The 13,769-nt window shown below is 73.3% G+C and carries 16 protein-coding genes and 1 pseudogene; 12 read left to right on the top strand and 5 right to left on the bottom strand.

Annotation, left to right across the window (positions count from 1 at the left end; translation table 11 throughout):
- Positions 1-58: 58 nt before the first annotated feature.
- Positions 59-820: a glycosyltransferase family 2 protein gene (locus ACZ5WC_RS30790; protein WP_468543885.1), complete on the bottom strand. Its 762-nt coding sequence runs from the start codon at positions 818-820 to the stop codon at positions 59-61.
- 124 nt (positions 821-944) lie between these two features.
- Here ACZ5WC_RS30790 and ACZ5WC_RS30785 point away from each other — a divergent pair.
- From ACZ5WC_RS30785 to ACZ5WC_RS30775, 3 genes and pseudogenes are all read left to right on the top strand, one after another.
- A pseudogene (locus tag ACZ5WC_RS30785) lies at positions 945-1,174 on the top strand (response regulator transcription factor); the annotation flags it as partial.
- Positions 1,166-1,297, top strand: a complete 132-nt coding sequence (locus ACZ5WC_RS30780) for a hypothetical protein (protein ID WP_468543905.1) — start codon at positions 1,166-1,168, stop codon at positions 1,295-1,297. The pseudogene ACZ5WC_RS30785 and the gene ACZ5WC_RS30780, both read left to right, overlap by 9 nt.
- Positions 1,298-1,615: 318 nt before the next feature.
- Positions 1,616-2,272, top strand: coding sequence for a sensor histidine kinase (locus tag ACZ5WC_RS30775; RefSeq protein WP_468543884.1), 657 nt, complete (start codon positions 1,616-1,618; stop codon positions 2,270-2,272).
- 10 nt (positions 2,273-2,282) lie between these two features.
- Here ACZ5WC_RS30775 and ACZ5WC_RS30770 read toward each other — a convergent pair whose 3' ends face one another.
- Both ACZ5WC_RS30770 and ACZ5WC_RS30765 read right to left on the bottom strand, forming a co-directional pair.
- Complete coding sequence (locus tag ACZ5WC_RS30770; RefSeq protein ID WP_468543883.1) at positions 2,283-3,380, bottom strand: NAD-dependent epimerase/dehydratase family protein; 1,098 nt, start codon at positions 3,378-3,380, stop codon at positions 2,283-2,285.
- Between the two features lie 87 nt (positions 3,381-3,467).
- Positions 3,468-4,304, bottom strand: a complete 837-nt coding sequence (locus tag ACZ5WC_RS30765) for a helix-turn-helix transcriptional regulator (protein ID WP_468543882.1) — start codon at positions 4,302-4,304, stop codon at positions 3,468-3,470.
- 102 nt (positions 4,305-4,406) lie between these two features.
- Between ACZ5WC_RS30765 and ACZ5WC_RS30760 the strand changes: the two genes are divergently transcribed.
- From ACZ5WC_RS30760 to ACZ5WC_RS30720, 9 genes are all read left to right on the top strand, one after another.
- Positions 4,407-4,985 carry a DinB family protein gene (locus ACZ5WC_RS30760; protein ID WP_468543904.1) on the top strand — a complete coding sequence of 193 codons (579 nt, stop codon included), beginning with the start codon at positions 4,407-4,409 and terminating at the stop codon, positions 4,983-4,985.
- 16 nt (positions 4,986-5,001) lie between these two features.
- Positions 5,002-6,105 (top strand): winged helix DNA-binding domain-containing protein, encoded by a 1,104-nt coding sequence (locus ACZ5WC_RS30755; protein ID WP_468543881.1) that lies wholly within the window; start codon positions 5,002-5,004, stop codon positions 6,103-6,105.
- Between the two features lie 249 nt (positions 6,106-6,354).
- Positions 6,355-7,029, top strand: coding sequence for a TNT domain-containing protein (locus ACZ5WC_RS30750; protein WP_468543880.1), 675 nt, complete (start codon positions 6,355-6,357; stop codon positions 7,027-7,029).
- Positions 7,030-7,032: 3 nt separating this feature from the next.
- The gene (locus tag ACZ5WC_RS30745; RefSeq protein WP_468543879.1) at positions 7,033-7,266 is read left to right on the top strand and encodes a hypothetical protein; all 234 of its coding nucleotides are present in this window, start codon (positions 7,033-7,035) and stop codon (positions 7,264-7,266) included.
- A gap of 149 nt (positions 7,267-7,415) precedes the next feature.
- A complete protein-coding gene (locus tag ACZ5WC_RS30740; RefSeq protein WP_468543878.1) occupies positions 7,416-8,444 on the top strand; it encodes an alpha/beta fold hydrolase in 1,029 nt (342 codons plus the stop codon).
- Positions 8,445-8,604: 160 nt separating this feature from the next.
- Positions 8,605-9,114 (top strand): mycothiol transferase, encoded by a 510-nt coding sequence (locus ACZ5WC_RS30735; RefSeq protein WP_468543877.1) that lies wholly within the window; start codon positions 8,605-8,607, stop codon positions 9,112-9,114.
- 112 nt (positions 9,115-9,226) lie between these two features.
- Positions 9,227-9,541 carry a hypothetical protein gene (locus ACZ5WC_RS30730; protein WP_468543876.1) on the top strand — a complete coding sequence of 105 codons (315 nt, stop codon included), beginning with the start codon at positions 9,227-9,229 and terminating at the stop codon, positions 9,539-9,541.
- Between the two features lie 97 nt (positions 9,542-9,638).
- Positions 9,639-10,442 carry a signal peptidase I gene (gene lepB, locus ACZ5WC_RS30725; protein ID WP_468543875.1) on the top strand — a complete coding sequence of 268 codons (804 nt, stop codon included), beginning with the start codon at positions 9,639-9,641 and terminating at the stop codon, positions 10,440-10,442.
- A gap of 67 nt (positions 10,443-10,509) precedes the next feature.
- Complete coding sequence (locus tag ACZ5WC_RS30720) at positions 10,510-11,196, top strand: class I SAM-dependent methyltransferase (RefSeq protein WP_468543874.1); 687 nt, start codon at positions 10,510-10,512, stop codon at positions 11,194-11,196.
- A 38-nt stretch (positions 11,197-11,234) separates the two neighbouring features.
- Here ACZ5WC_RS30720 and ACZ5WC_RS30715 read toward each other — a convergent pair whose 3' ends face one another.
- Positions 11,235-11,669 carry a protein-tyrosine phosphatase family protein gene (locus ACZ5WC_RS30715; RefSeq protein ID WP_468543873.1) on the bottom strand — a complete coding sequence of 145 codons (435 nt, stop codon included), beginning with the start codon at positions 11,667-11,669 and terminating at the stop codon, positions 11,235-11,237.
- Positions 11,670-11,730: 61 nt separating this feature from the next.
- Positions 11,731-13,716, bottom strand: a complete 1,986-nt coding sequence (locus tag ACZ5WC_RS30710; protein ID WP_468543872.1) for a PTS fructose transporter subunit IIABC — start codon at positions 13,714-13,716, stop codon at positions 11,731-11,733.
- Positions 13,717-13,769 lie beyond the last annotated feature (53 nt).

Here is a 13,769-nt window from a genome sequence, read left to right as displayed (position 1 = left end):
GTCGAACGGCCTCCGTCTCCGGGCGCGCTCGTCGAACGGCCTCCGTCTCCTGGCGCGCTCATCGGGCGGTCCCTGTCTCCGCGCGTGCGGCCCGGCCGGGCGCGCGGTCCGCCGGTGGCTCCCGCAGGACGCCCCGCATGTCGCGCACCGCCTGCCAGGTCCCGCGCCAGGTGCCGGTCACCTTCGACCTGCCGGTGCGCGGCCGGTAGGGGACGTCGTTCTCGGTGACCCGCAGCCCGGCGTCCGAGGCCCGGACCACCATCTGGAGCGGATAGCCGCTGCGCCGGTCGGTGAGGCCCAGGGCGAGCAGGTCGCTGCGGCGGGCAGCCCGCAGCGGGCCGAGGTCGTGCAGGCGCAGGCCGGTGCGGCGGCGCAGCATCCGGGCCAGCGCCAGATTGCCCGCGCGGGCGTGCGGCGGCCAGGCGCCCCGGCCCTCGGGGCGGCGGCGGCCGAGCAGCAGATCGCACTCACCGTCCGCGATCCGCCGCACGAAGCCGGTCAGCAGCGCCGGATCCAGCGAGCCGTCGCAGTCGCAGAAGCAGACGAACTCGGCCTCAGCGGCGAGCAGCCCGGCGTGACAGGCCGCGCCGAACCCCCGCCGTTCCTCCGTGACGACGCTCGCGCCGAGGGAGCGGGCGAGTTCGGCCGAACCGTCGGTCGAGCCGTTGTCGACCACGATCGCGCGCCAGCCGTCGGGGATGCGGTCGAGCACCCAGGGCAGTGCGGCCGCCTCGTCGAGACAGGGCAGAACGATGTCGGCCTTCGGGAGGCCGGTGTGCGGGGCGGGCGGGAACGGAACAGCGGCAGAAGAATCGGTCACCCGCCTCACCCTACGGAGACAACTCCGGCATTTCTGGCATCAGGTTCTTACGAAACATAGACATCGGCCGGATGGGGGCGGTCGGCCCCCGACGCGCCGGGCGGAGGTTGCCACAGTGGAAGCCATGGAGGGCACCCCGCCCGCCCGGCATCCGGAGCCCGCCCCCGAGGGGACGCGCGGCGGGTCCTCGTCGCGGACGACGACCCGACCGTCGCCGAGGCCGTCGTCGGCTGCCTGCACCGCGCCCGTTACGCCGTCGAGCAGGCCGGTGACGGACCCGCCGCGCTGCGACGGTTCGCGGCCTGCCGGCCCGACCTCGTCGTCCTGGACCTGAGGCTCCCCGCCATGGACGGATGGGTCGCTGTGAACGACATCCTGCTCATCGCGCTCTTCGCCTTCTGGGAGCAGCGGCCGCCGGGCTCCTCGGAGCGGGCGTCCTGCGTCTCCTGCGCCACCGTTCGCCGGTGGTCTCGCTGAGCGTCGTCGCCGGGGTGTCCGTCACGGCGATGCTCGCCGGGACGTTGACGGTCGCCTGGGCGATCTTCCTCTCGTCCCATGATCTCGGCGTCGTCACGAAAGTCGTCGCCATGGCCGCCCTGGTCTCCCTGGCCACTGCCATCCTGCCGGGCCGCTGGGTGGCCGCCCAGAGCCGTGAACTGGCCCTTGCCATAAGGCCGTTCGGGGGCGGCGGCGCCTTCGCCGCGCCCGCCGGGCAGACCACCGCCGAGCTCGCCGAGCCTGCCCGCGAACTGGCCGCCAGCAGTGCCGAACTGGACAGCTCCCGGGTGCGCGAACATGCGCCGGAGGCCGCGCGGCGCGAACTCGTCGCGTGCATCTCGCAACGATCTGCGTACCCCGCTCGTCGGGCTGCGGGCGATGGCCGAGGCGCTGGAGGACGGCATGGCCGCCGACTCCGGACGCTATCCGCGGCAGATCAGGACCGAGGTCGAGCGGATGAACGGCATGGTCGGCGAGCTCTTCGAACTCTCCTGGATCCAGGCCGGTTCGCTCACCCTGGCGACGGCCCGGATCTCCCTCTACCACCTGGTCGGCGACGCGCTGGCCGGGGTGGACCCGCTGGCCCGCGAGCACGGGGTACGGCTGGTCGGCGACCGGATCGACGAGGTGCCGGTGGAGGCCGACGGCAAGGAGATGAGCCGGGTCCTGGGCAATCTCCTGATCAACGCCATATCAACGCCATCCGCCGCACCTCGCCCGACGGCACCGTGGCCGTCGTGGCACACCGCTTGGACGGGGGGCGTCGTGCTGTCGGTGACCGACGGCTGCGACGGCATCCCGGAGGAGGACCCGCCCAAGGTCTTCGACACCGGCCGGCTCGGCAGTCACGCCCGCACCCCTCCGGCCGGGGCGGGCCTCGGTCTCGCCATCGTGCCCGGCATCGTCGAGACGCACGCCGGACCAGCCGAGGTCCGCAACGTACAGGGCGGCTGATGCTTCTCGGTCACGCTCCCGACAGCGTGACGGCGCCTTCCTCCCGGCGGCCCCCCGAACCGCGCAGCGGGGCCGCCGCGAAGTCCGCCATCCCCTCGGCGAAGGACACCCGAGGCCGCCAGCCCAGCTCCTCGCGCAGTGCCCGCGAGTCCGCCGTGACATGGCGTACGTCGCCGAGGCGGTACTCCCCGGTCACCACCGGATCCGGCCCGCCGTGCGCGCCGGCCAGGGCGGCGGCCATCTCGCCGATGGTGTGCGGCTCGCCGCTGCCGGTGTTGTACGCGGCGAAGGACGCGGGCCGCCGCTCCTTCACCGCCGTCAGGGCCACCGCGTTCGCCGCCGCCACATCGTGGACATGGACGAAGTCGCGCCGCTGGCCCCCGTCCTCGTAGACCCGGGGAGCCTCACCGCGGGCCAGGGCCGAGCGGAAGAACGAGGCGACACCGGCGTACGGGGTGTCGCGCGGCATCCCCGGCCCGTACACGTTGTGGTAGCGCAGGGACACCGCCCGGCCGCCCGTCGCCCGTGCCCACGCGGCGGCCAGGTGTTCCTGGGCCAGCTTGGTCGACGCGTACACATTGCGCGGGTCCGCCGGCGCGTCCTCGGCCACCAGGCCCGGTGAGAGCACCGCGGCGCAGTCCGGGCAGCGCGGCTCGAACCTCCCCGCCCGCAGATCAGCCTCCGCGCGCGGTCCCGGGCGGACCGTGCCGTGGCGCGGGCAGTCGTAGCGGCCCTCGCCGTAAACCATCATCGACCCGGCCAGCACCAGGTCGCGCACCCCGGCCGCGGCCATCTCCGCCAGCAGCACCGCCGTACCGAGGTCGTTGCACCCGACGTACAGCGGGGCGTCCGCGAAGTCCTTTCCGAGGCCGACCATGGCCGCCTGGTGGCACACGGCGTCCACCCCCACCAGAGCGCCCGCCACCGCCTCCCGGTCCCGGACGTCCCCGACGACCACCCGCTCGCCCGGCAGCTGCGGGGGCGTGCCGCCGGGGTGGGCCGAGGGCAGCAGGGCGTCCAGCACCACACTCTCGTGCCCGGCCGCGTCGAGGGCGGTGACGACATGTGACCCGATGAACCCGGCTCCGCCGGTGACCAGTACGCGCATGACCGCCACGCTAGGGCCCGGCGATCCCCCGGGCCGGGCACGGCGCGCACACGTCACGGGTCCGTAAGGATGTGTGCGACGGGCCGGTCAGCGCAGGTGCCGACCGGTGGGCCGCGCCGAGCCGTACGAAGGGGATGCGGTGCCCGGCCCGCCGGTAGGAGGCCGCGCTGCCGTCGGCGACGTCGAAACCCATGAAGGCGCACAGCCGGCGGGCCGTACGAGGGTGGGCGGGGCCGTAGCGGGCCATGATCTCGCCGCCCTCGTCGGCGCTCGGGAAGTGGGCGGTGCCGGCGTAGCGGTGGTTGCCGACGTGCATCGTGATCCTCGGCGAGACCTGCCGATTGCGGTACCAGGCGGCCCGGGGCCGAAGCCGGAGGCCAGGAACCAGCTTCCCCGGGCGGCGGAGCCCCCGGTCTCGTCCGTGCGCGGCGCGTACGCGGGGGAGTGGTCGAAGCGCAGCACCTCGCCCGCGTGCACGGCCGCGCTGAGCGCCATGAGCACGCGCGGGTCGGCCTGCGGGCCGGGCGGGCCCGGCGTACGGTCGACGGCGGTGATGCGCAGGGCGTCGAGGCGGTGGCGCAGCCGGTCGGGCATGACCTGCCGGACCGTGGTCAGCGCACGGGCCGCGGCCTCCCCGATCCCGGCCCCGGTGGCGGCAGCGGTGCGCAGGGCGACGGCGAGGGCGACCGCCTGGTCGTCGTCGAACAGCAGCGGCGGCAACCGCGCGCCCGCGTCGAGCCGGTAGCCGCCGTCGGGCCCCTTGAAGGCCACGATCGGATAGCCCAGTTCGCGCAGGCGGTCGACATCCCGGCGCACCGTGCGGGGGCTGACCTCCAGTCGCTCGGCCAGAGCCAGCCCCGGCCAGTCCCGGCGGGCCTGGAGCAGGGAGAGCAGCGACAGCAGGCGCGCTGATGTTTTCGGCATGACGCCAGTATCGGTTGGAGAAGAGGACACTGACTGTCCTCTTCTCTTGGGAGAGTGGAACTCGTACCGGACGACGTGAACCACCGGAAGGACTCCATCGCCGTGACCTCCACGACCACCACCCTTTCCTCCCTCGACAGCGAGCGGGCCGACCTGCTCGCCGCTCTGGCCGACGCGCGATCCACCCTGACGGCCACCGTGCGCGGCCTCGACGACGAACAGGCCGGTCTGCGCCCCACGGTCAGCGCCCTGTGCCTGGGCGGCCTGATCAAACACGTCACGGCCACGGAGAGCGGCTGGCTGCGCTTCGTCACCGAGGGCCCCTCGGCGCTCTCCTTCGCGCTGCCCGACGGGGTCACCTGGGACGACCTGATGGCCGGCACGGCCCGTGAGCTGCCGCAGTGGGCGATCGACCGGGAGGAGCAGTTCCGGATGCTGCCCGGAGAGACGGTGGCCGGGATTCTGCACGACTACGAGCAGGTCGCCGCCCGCACCGAGGAGATCGTCACCACCGTCCCCGACCTGTCCGCGACCCATCCGCTCCCCGACGCGCCCTGGAACGAGCCCGGTGCGGTGTGGAGCGTTCGGCGGGTCCTGGCTCATGTCATCGCCGAGACCGCCCAGCACGCCGGGCACGCGGATATCCTGCGCGAGAGCCTCGACGGACAGCGGGCGACCTGATTCCCGGGGAGGGCCGATGACCGTCCTCGACAACCGGGCACTGAACCGCGCCACGCTCGCCCGGCAGCTGCTGCTCGACCGCGCCGACCTGCCGGTCGCCGACGCGGTGGCGCACCTCTGCGGTCTCCAGGCGCAGGAGCCGCAGGAACCCTTCGTCGGGCTCTGGTCGCGGCTCGCCGCCTTCGACCCGGTGGACCTCTCGGACCTGCTGACGCGGCGGACCGTGGTGCGCACCCACCTGATGCGCCGCACGATCCACCTCGTCGCCGCCGACGACGTCCTCGCCTGGCGGTCCCGCCACGATGCGATGCTGCGGCAACGCGTGCTCGGGGTCTACCGGGACGAGCTGAAAGGGGTCGACCTCGATGAACTCGCTGCGGAGGGGCGGGAGTTGATGGCCGATGGGGAGCCCCGTGCGGCAGCCGAGATCGTACGGGAGCTCGCCCCCCGCTGGCCGGGGCCGGGGCCGCGCCCCCTGGGCGAGGTGGTCGTCGCCGCCCTCGTACCGATGGCCCAGGCGCCGCCCCGGGGACTCTGGCGCACGAAGGGCGGGGTGCGCAACGTCGCGCTCGCCTCCTGGCTGGGCCGCCCGGTCGACCCGCCCGCCCCCGACGGCACGGACCCGGTGGGCCAGGCGCTGGTCCGCCGCTATCTGGCCGCCCACGGCCCCGCCGCCACCGCCGACCTGCGCGCCTGGTCGGGCCTGGCCGGGCTGCCCGGTGCGGTGGCGGCCCTCCGCGGCGAACTGGTCAGCTTCCGCGACGAGCGGGGCCGGGAGCTGCTCGACCTTCCGGACGCGCCGCGCCCGGACCCCGGCACCCCCGCACCGGTACGGTTCCTGCCCGCCTTCGACAACGCGATCCTCGGCTACCAGGACCGCGGCCGGATCATCGACGACGCCCACCGCGGCCTCTCGGTCGCCGGTGAAAGGGTCGTGCTGGTGGACGGCCGCACCGCCGCCACGTGGACCGTCACCGAGGGCACCGTCACGGTGGACCCGCTGCGGACCTTCTCCCGGGCCGACCGCAGTGCCGTGGCCGAGGAGGGGCGGGAACTGGCGTTGTTCCTCTCCGACGGCGCGAGCGACCGTGTTCGCGTGGCGGCCTCACGCCGTTCTTGATGTGAGCGCGTCCATCTGTAGGGTCCAGGCCGAGCGCACGGCTTTTGGACATCCTTCAACAGGCTTGTCCGGCAAGGGACGTGCGCGAAAGGCAGTCCGCACTCGCGGTCCGCTGGCCGGAAAGCGGCACGGCGCGGCAGTCCCCAGTAGTCGAGCGGTTACCCTACGTCAGCTGTCCTGATTGATCATCAGCGCCGTCATCAGCGCCTGTCATCAGTGTCTGTCGTCCGTGTTCGAGGGGACCCCTGAATGAACCGCATGCGTACCGTACTTGCCGCGCTCGGCATCACCGCCGGACTGATCACCGCCCCCGCCGCGAGTGCCGCCCCGCAGCCGGTCGGCACCGCGCCCGCCGCCGAGCGCCACGCACCCTGCACCGGCGAGTTCCGCGGCGACGCCCGCCTCGGTCCGAAGTGGCTGCCCGGCAAGCGGCTCGCCCCCGTCGGCCCGCTGCTGAACGGCTACCAGCGCACCGGTGACCTCACACCCAGGGACTTCCTCAAGAAGTACTGGGAGGGGCCCGCGGACACGGGAAGCTGGAAGTACCCGCCCAACGACGGCTTCGCCGAGGTGAACGGCGAGATCGACAAGGAGCCCGTCAAGCTCCGCACCGGCCAGCGCCTGGACCGCTTCGGCTCCGAGTACGGCGGCTATCTGGCCCCGGCGGGCGACGCCTACGCCGAGCGCGCCCTGCCCCCGCAGAACCTCAACACCAGGGAAGCGGCCACCCCCTGCGACTACCGCGTCTACAAGGTGGCCAAGCCCTTCTGGGTCTGGCAGGGCAGCATCGCCCCGTGGTTCGAGCAGCCCGGTGGCGGTCAGCAGATCAAGCTCGACGCGGTGTTCCTGGACCCGGGCGAGGGGCAGCGGCTGAACGTGAAGTGGCTGCTCGACCACGCCTACCTGACCCCTGCGGGCGCGTAACCCATGGACAGCCGGGCGCTGCACGCCGCACTCGTCGAGGCCCGAATCCCCGGCGGCTACTACCGGATCGAGGGCGTCCACGAGCCCGCTCCCACCCCGCCGGACTTCCTCTTCGTCCGGCGGGCGGCCGACGGCCGGTGGGAGACCGGGGCCTTCGAGCGCGGCACGTACGAAGTCGTCGCCCGCCACCCGGACGAGGCCGCCGCCTGCGCGCACCTGCTGAGCCTCCTGGTCTGACCGCCCGGGGCGGGTTTGCCGGAACAGCAAGAAAGCTTGTACGAGCGGCTGACCCGGCCGAATGATCGTGACCGGGCGGCCGGGCTTCCGAGCCGGCCGCCCGCAGCCCCGTCACGACCGCCCCACCGCCGGGCGCCCGAGGAGGAACCATGCCGGAGCACACCCCCCGCCCCACACCGCCGGCGGACCGCGCGGCCCGCCCCTCCACGCTCCTCCCCGGCGCGGTGCACCGCCTGGTCGAAGTCCCCGGCGGCCGCATCCACTGCGTCGAACAAGGCACCGGTCCTCTCGTCCTGCTCATCCACGGCTTCCCCGAGTCCTGGTACTCCTGGCGTCACCAGCTCCCCGCGCTGGCCGCCGCCGGATACCGGGCCGTCGCCATCGACGTACGCGGCTACGGACGCTCCTCCAAGCCCGTCGCCGTGGACGCCTACCGCATGCTCGCCCACGTCGCCGACAACACCGCTGTCGTGAGAGCCCTCGGCGCGGAGACCGCCATCGTCGTCGGACACGACTGGGGATCGCCCATCGCCGCCCACAGCGCCCTGCTCCGCCCCGACGTCTTCACCGCTGCCGCCCTGCTCAGCGTCCCCTACGCACCCCCCGGAGGCCCTCGTCCCACCGACGCCTTCACCCGGATCGGCGGTGACGAGGAGTTCTACGTCAGCTACTTCCAGACCCCCGGCCGCGCCGAGGCGGAGATCGAGCCCGACGTACGCGGCTGGCTCACCGGCTTCTACACAGGCCTCTCCGGCGACACCCTCGCCCCCGCGGATCACAGCGGTCTCTTCTTCGTCCCGCAGGGCGCGCGTATGGCCGACCGGTTCCCCGCAGGCCGACTGCCGGGATGGCTGCAGGAGCGGGACCTCGACGTCTACAGCGCGGAGTTCGAACGCACCGGCCTGACGGGCGCGCTCAACCGCTACCGCAACGTCGACCGGGACTGGGAGGACCTCACCGCCTGGCACGGAGCCCCCGTCACGCAGCCCTCCCTCTTCATCGGCGGCACCCTCGACGCCTCCACCACCTGGATGTCCGACGCCGTCGACGCCTACCCGAGGACCCTCCCCGGCCTGTCCGCCGCCCACCTCCTCGAAGGCTGCGGCCACTGGATCCAGCAGGAACGCCCCGCCGAGGTCAACACCCTGCTCACCGACTGGCTGCACGGCCTGCGCTGAAACGCGGCCGGAACGCGCTCCTCAGCAGGGCGTGCCGCGCGTCGCCGCGGTCGCCCGGAGCAGATCGCGTACGAGCGTGAGGCCGATCGTACGGCCGCGAGCCCCGGCCAGGGGTGTGTCGCACCCCGCCCCCGCCCGCCCCGGCGGCGAAGGTGAACGGATGAACAGCGCAGGCATGCTGGCCGAGGCGTTCGGCCGCGTCAGGGAAGCGGTCCACGCGGCGGCGGAAGGACTCCCGCCCGACGGCCTCAACGCCCGCCTCGACGAGGAGGCGAACTCGATCGCCTGGCTGATCTGGCACCTCACCCGCATCCAGGACGACCACATCGCCGACGCGGCCGGAACCGAACAGGTCTGGCTCACCGAGGGCTGGGCCGACCGCTTCGATCTGCCGTTCGATGAGACGGCCACCGGTTACGGGCACAGCGGTGACGAGGTCGCCGCCGTCCGCGTCGACTCCGCCGCACCTCTCCTCGGCTACTACGACGCCGTGCATCAGCGGACCCTGGACTTCGTCGGAGGGCTGAACGGCCACGCCCTCGACCGGATCGTCGACGAGGCCTGGTCGCCCCCGGTGACCCTGGGCGTCCGGCTGATCAGCGTCATCGCCGAGGACCTCCAGCACGCGGGCCAGGCCGCCTTCGTCCGCGGGGTGCTGGAACGGGCCTGAGCACCGGCGGCCGCGACCGGCCCTCGCACACCCGTGCACACTCCCACCAGCGGTGCCATACTCGGAAGCAGTCCGCTAGACAGGCTTGTCCTTGTCCGAAAGGCGACGCGTCATGAGCTGGGCATCGTGGACGACCAGCGGTGTCTTCGCGGGAACCGGCGGAGTACGCACCGTAGAAGCAGGAATTCTCACCGGTGATCTCACGGTGCATACGACCTGGTCCGACGGACAGGCGTCGGTGGCCGTGCAGTACAGCGGATCATCGGACTGGTTCACCCTCGCGGGCAGCCCTGTGCCGTGTCCCTCCGAGGAGGAGAGCCGCGCCTTCCACCAGAGCGTGGTCGAGGCCGTGCGGGAGGGCGCGGGGGCCACGGTCCCGTCGGTCACCGCCGGGCAGCCCGCCGGACCGCCCTCACCTGCCCCGTAGGGGTCTTCGCCGCCACCGGCACCCCATAGAGTGATCCGCACGGGATCCGTTCCCCCAGGAACGGACGGGCGGGACACACGGGGCGAGGAGCGGGGCGATGAGGCGTGCGGGCGGACGAGCGGCGAGGACGAGGAAGAACCGGCCGTTCTGGGTGGAGCTCCCGCTCCTCATCGGCATGGCCCTGGTCCTGGCCCTGCTGATCAAGACCTTCCTTCTACAGGCCTTCTCGATCCCCTCGAACTCCATGCAGGACACCCTGCAGAAGGGCGACCGTGTCCTCGTCGACAAGCTCACCCCCTGGTTCGGAGCGGAACCGGAACGGGGCGAAGTGATCGTCTTCCACGATCCGGCGGACTGGCTCGACGATGTGCCCGTCGATGAGCCCAACACCGTGCAGAAGGTGCTCGGTTTCATCGGCGTGATGCCCTCGGCTGAGGACAAGGACCTCATCAAGCGGGTCATCGGCGTCGGCGGCGACACCGTGGAGTGCGCCGGCGACGGGCCGGTCAAGGTCAACGGCACCGCCCTGGACGAGCCGTACGTCTTCCCCGGGAACACCCCGTGCAGCGACGACGAGGGCGGCCGCTTCAAGGTCACCGTGCCCGAGGGCAAGCTCTGGGTGATGGGCGACCACCGCCAGGCGTCGGAGGACTCCCGCTACCACCAGGACGACAGCACCAAGGGCATGGTCCCGGTCGACGAGGTCGTCGGCCGCGCCGTGGTCATCGCCTGGCCGCTCGGCCGCTGGAGCACCCTGCCCGTGCCGGACACCTTCGACAGCGCCCAGGGCAGCGCCGACCACCCGGCCCCGGCCGCCGAAGCGGTGCTCGACCCGGGCGGCATCACCCTTGCCGCCGCCGTACCCCTGGTGGTGCTGCGCCGCCGCCGGGCCAGGCGCTGAGCGGCGGGATTTGCCGATCCGGCAAGGAAGTTGGCCCACCCCGGAGCCCGGACCGCACCATGCCCCCATGAGCCACCACCACACGGATCAGCACGCCCCCGGCCACCGGCACGACGACGATGACGCCCAGCAGTTCTTCACCCAGGAGTTCTGGGAGGACCGCTACCGGGCGGGCAACGCCTGGAGCGGCGACCCCAACCCGGTCCTCGTCCAGTACGCGACGCCCCTCGACCCCGGTACGGCCCTGGACGTGGGCAGCGGGGAGGGCGCCGACGCGATCTGGCTCGCCGCCCGCGGCTGGCGGGTCACCGGCGCCGACTGGTCCTCCACGGGCCTGGAATCCTCCGCCCGTACGGCGGCCGCCGCCGGGGCGGACATCGCGGACCGGATCACCTGGCGGCAGGCCGACGTCCGCAGCTGGGACCCGGCCCCCGAACGCTACGACCTGGTCTCCGCCCAGTTCATGCACCTGCCCCGGGCCGAGCTCCACGCCCTGCACCGCAGGCTCGCCGCCGCCGTCCGCCCCGGCGGCACCCTCCTCGTGGTCAGCCACCACCCGGACGACCGCGACCCCTCCGTCGGACGCCCCGGCAGCGCGGACCTCTTCGCCACGGGGGAGGAGATGGCGGCCGTCCTCGACCCCGCCGAGTGGGCGGTCATCGAGGCGTCCGCACCTGAACGCGTCGGCCCCGACCCGGAAGGCCGCGAGACCGTCGTCCGGGACGCGGTGCTCCGCGCCGTACGCCACGGCTGACCGCCCAGCAGAGCCGGGAGGCGAAGGCCCGCACGCTTCTAGCGCCGTGCGAAGTTGCGTACGTAACGGCGCTGCCAGGGCGTCTCCACCGCCCGCGGGTGGTAGCCCCGGCGGACGAACGCCACCGCGTCCGCCGCGGGGACCCCGTCCAGGACGGCCAGGCAGGCCAGTGCCGTCCCGGTCCGGCCCATTCCGCCGCCGCAGGCCACCTCGACTCTCTCGTCGGCGGCCCGGTTCCACACCTCTTCGAGGAGGGCCCGGGCCGCCTCCCGGTCCGCCGGAAGCCGGAAGTCCGGCCACCGCAGCCACCGTGACTCCCACCCGACCTGGGGCGGTGTGCGCCCCAGCAGGTGGACGGCGAACTCCGGCTCGGGGCCGGTGGGCAACGGCTCGCGCAGCCCCCGGCCACGGACCAGCCGCCCGGAGGGAAGGGCCAGGACGGCCGGATCGCCGGCGTTCCAGTTCTCGCTCACGTGAGCCATCCAACCACCCGGCGTACCGGGGCGGTACGCCCCGGACACGGTCCGCCGGGGGTCAGGCGGCGACCGGGACCGGGGCGTCCGCGGGCCCCGCGTCGCCGACCGGGGCCGTCGTCCGGAGGGCACTCTTCAGCAGCACGACCAGAGCGGTCGCGACCAGTGTGCCGGTGGCGATCGCCAGCAGGTACAGGAACGGCTCACCGATCAGCGGGACCACGAAGATCCCGCCGTGCGGAGCGCGCAGGGTCGCCCCGAAGGCCATCGACAGCGCACCGGTCACCGCGCCGCCCGCCATGACCGACGGGATGACCCGCAGCGGGTCGGCGGCCGCGAACGGGATCGCGCCCTCGGTGATGAACGAGGCACCCAGCACCCAGGCCGCCCGGCTGTTCTCCCGCTCGGTCTTCGTGAACAGCTTCCTGCGTACGGTGGTGGCGAGCGCCATCGCCAGCGGCGGGACCATGCCCGCGGCCATGACCGCCGCCATCACCTTGAGGCTGCCCGGGGTCGGGTCGGCGAGACCGCCGACCGCGAAGGCGTAGGCGACCTTGTTCAGCGGGCCGCCCATGTCGAAGCACATCATCAGCCCGAGGACGACGCCGAGGATCACCGCGTTCGAGCCGGACAGACCGTTCAGCCACTCCGTCAGCGCGCTCTGCAACGAGGCGATCGGCTTGCCGACCACGATGAACATCAGGAATCCCACGACCGCCGACGCGATCAACGGGATCACCAGCACCGGCATGATGCCGCGCAGGGTCGGATGGACCGGCACCCGCTGGACGGCCATCACCACCGCACCGGCCAGCAGACCGGCCACCAGACCGCCGAGGAACCCGGCGTTCACGGTCAGCGCGACGGCCCCGCCGACGAAACCGGGGACCAGCGCGGGCCGGTCCGCCATGCCGTACGCGATGTATCCGGCCAGCACCGGCACGAGGAAGGCGAAGGCCGCCGAGCCGATCTGGTTGAGCAGCGCGGCCCAGCTGTCCGCCTCGCCCCACAGGAAGTGATCGGCCACCGACCTGGCGTCCGCTATCTCGTAGCCGCCGATGGCGAACGACAGGGCGATCAGCAGACCGCCCGCCGCGACGAACGGCACCATGTAGCTGACACCGGACATCAGATACGTCCGCAGCCGGACGCCGAAGTGCGCGTGGTCCGCCCCGGATCCGCTCCCGACGTCCGTGGCGTCGTCGTCTTGCGGGGCGACGGCGATCTCTCCGTGCTCCGCCTTGCGGCGGGCCTCCGCGATCAGTTCGGCGGGCCGGTTGATGCCCGCCTTCACCCCGACGTCCACCAGCGGCTTGCCCCGGAACCGGGCCTTCTCCCGGACCTCCACGTCGTGGGCCCAGATGACCGCGTCGGCCGCCGCGACCACCGCCGGGTCCAGCTTCCGGAAACCGGCCGAGCCCTGGGTCTCCACGGTCACCTCGACGCCCTCGGCGCGGCCTGCCGCGGTCAGCGACTCGGCGGCCATGTAGGTGTGCGCGATGCCGGTGGGGCAGGAGGTGACGGCGACGATCCGGAAGGGGGCGGGCTCCTCGGGGGGCTCCACCACGGCTGCGGCCGACTCCCGCGCAGGCGCCTCCTCCGCCGGCTCCTCGTCCCGGATCAGCGCCGCCACCGCCGCCGGGTCCCTACCGGCGCGCAGCGCGGCCGTGAACTCCGGGTCCATCAGCCTGCGGGCCAGGCCCGACAGGATGGTGAGGTGGTCGTCGTCGGCCCCGGCCGGTGCGGCGATCAGGAAGATCAGGTCCGCCGGACCGTCGGCCGCTCCGAAATCGATGCCCGCCGCGCTGCGCCCGAAGGCCAGCGTCGGGGCGCTCACATGTGCGCTGCGGCAGTGCGGTATGCCGATACCGCCGTCCAGACCGGTCGGCATCTGTGCCTCGCGGGCGGCGACGTCGGCCAGGAAGCCGTCGAGATCGGTGACGCGGTGGGCGGCCACCATCCGCTCGGCGAGCGACCTCGCGGCGGCGTCCTTCGTTGCGGCGGACAGATCGAGGTCGACCAGTTCCGCGGTGATCAGCTCACTCATCGCGGTGCTCCTTGCTCGGGGACCGCCCTGCGGCGGCTCGGGGGGACGGGGCG

This window comes from Streptomyces sp. NPDC033165 (assembly GCF_055577965.1).
This window is presented reverse-complemented; position numbering and strand designations above follow the sequence as displayed.

Coding starts and splice junctions, on each gene's coding strand:
- ACZ5WC_RS30780 (WP_468543905.1), top strand. CDS start 1,166: ATGGACGGATGGGTCGCTGTGAACGACATCCTGCTCATCGCGCTCTTC.
- ACZ5WC_RS30775 (WP_468543884.1), top strand. CDS start 1,616: ATGCGCCGGAGGCCGCGCGGCGCGAACTCGTCGCGTGCATCTCGCAAC.
- ACZ5WC_RS30770 (WP_468543883.1), bottom strand. CDS start 3,380: ATGCGCGTACTGGTCACCGGCGGAGCCGGGTTCATCGGGTCACATGTC.
- ACZ5WC_RS30765 (WP_468543882.1), bottom strand. CDS start 4,304: ATGCCGAAAACATCAGCGCGCCTGCTGTCGCTGCTCTCCCTGCTCCAG.
- ACZ5WC_RS30755 (WP_468543881.1), top strand. CDS start 5,002: ATGACCGTCCTCGACAACCGGGCACTGAACCGCGCCACGCTCGCCCGG.
- ACZ5WC_RS30750 (WP_468543880.1), top strand. CDS start 6,355: ATGAACCGCATGCGTACCGTACTTGCCGCGCTCGGCATCACCGCCGGA.
- ACZ5WC_RS30745 (WP_468543879.1), top strand. CDS start 7,033: ATGGACAGCCGGGCGCTGCACGCCGCACTCGTCGAGGCCCGAATCCCC.
- ACZ5WC_RS30740 (WP_468543878.1), top strand. CDS start 7,416: ATGCCGGAGCACACCCCCCGCCCCACACCGCCGGCGGACCGCGCGGCC.
- ACZ5WC_RS30735 (WP_468543877.1), top strand. CDS start 8,605: ATGAACAGCGCAGGCATGCTGGCCGAGGCGTTCGGCCGCGTCAGGGAA.
- ACZ5WC_RS30730 (WP_468543876.1), top strand. CDS start 9,227: ATGAGCTGGGCATCGTGGACGACCAGCGGTGTCTTCGCGGGAACCGGC.
- lepB (WP_468543875.1), top strand. CDS start 9,639: ATGAGGCGTGCGGGCGGACGAGCGGCGAGGACGAGGAAGAACCGGCCG.
- ACZ5WC_RS30720 (WP_468543874.1), top strand. CDS start 10,510: ATGAGCCACCACCACACGGATCAGCACGCCCCCGGCCACCGGCACGAC.
- ACZ5WC_RS30710 (WP_468543872.1), bottom strand. CDS start 13,716: ATGAGTGAGCTGATCACCGCGGAACTGGTCGACCTCGATCTGTCCGCC.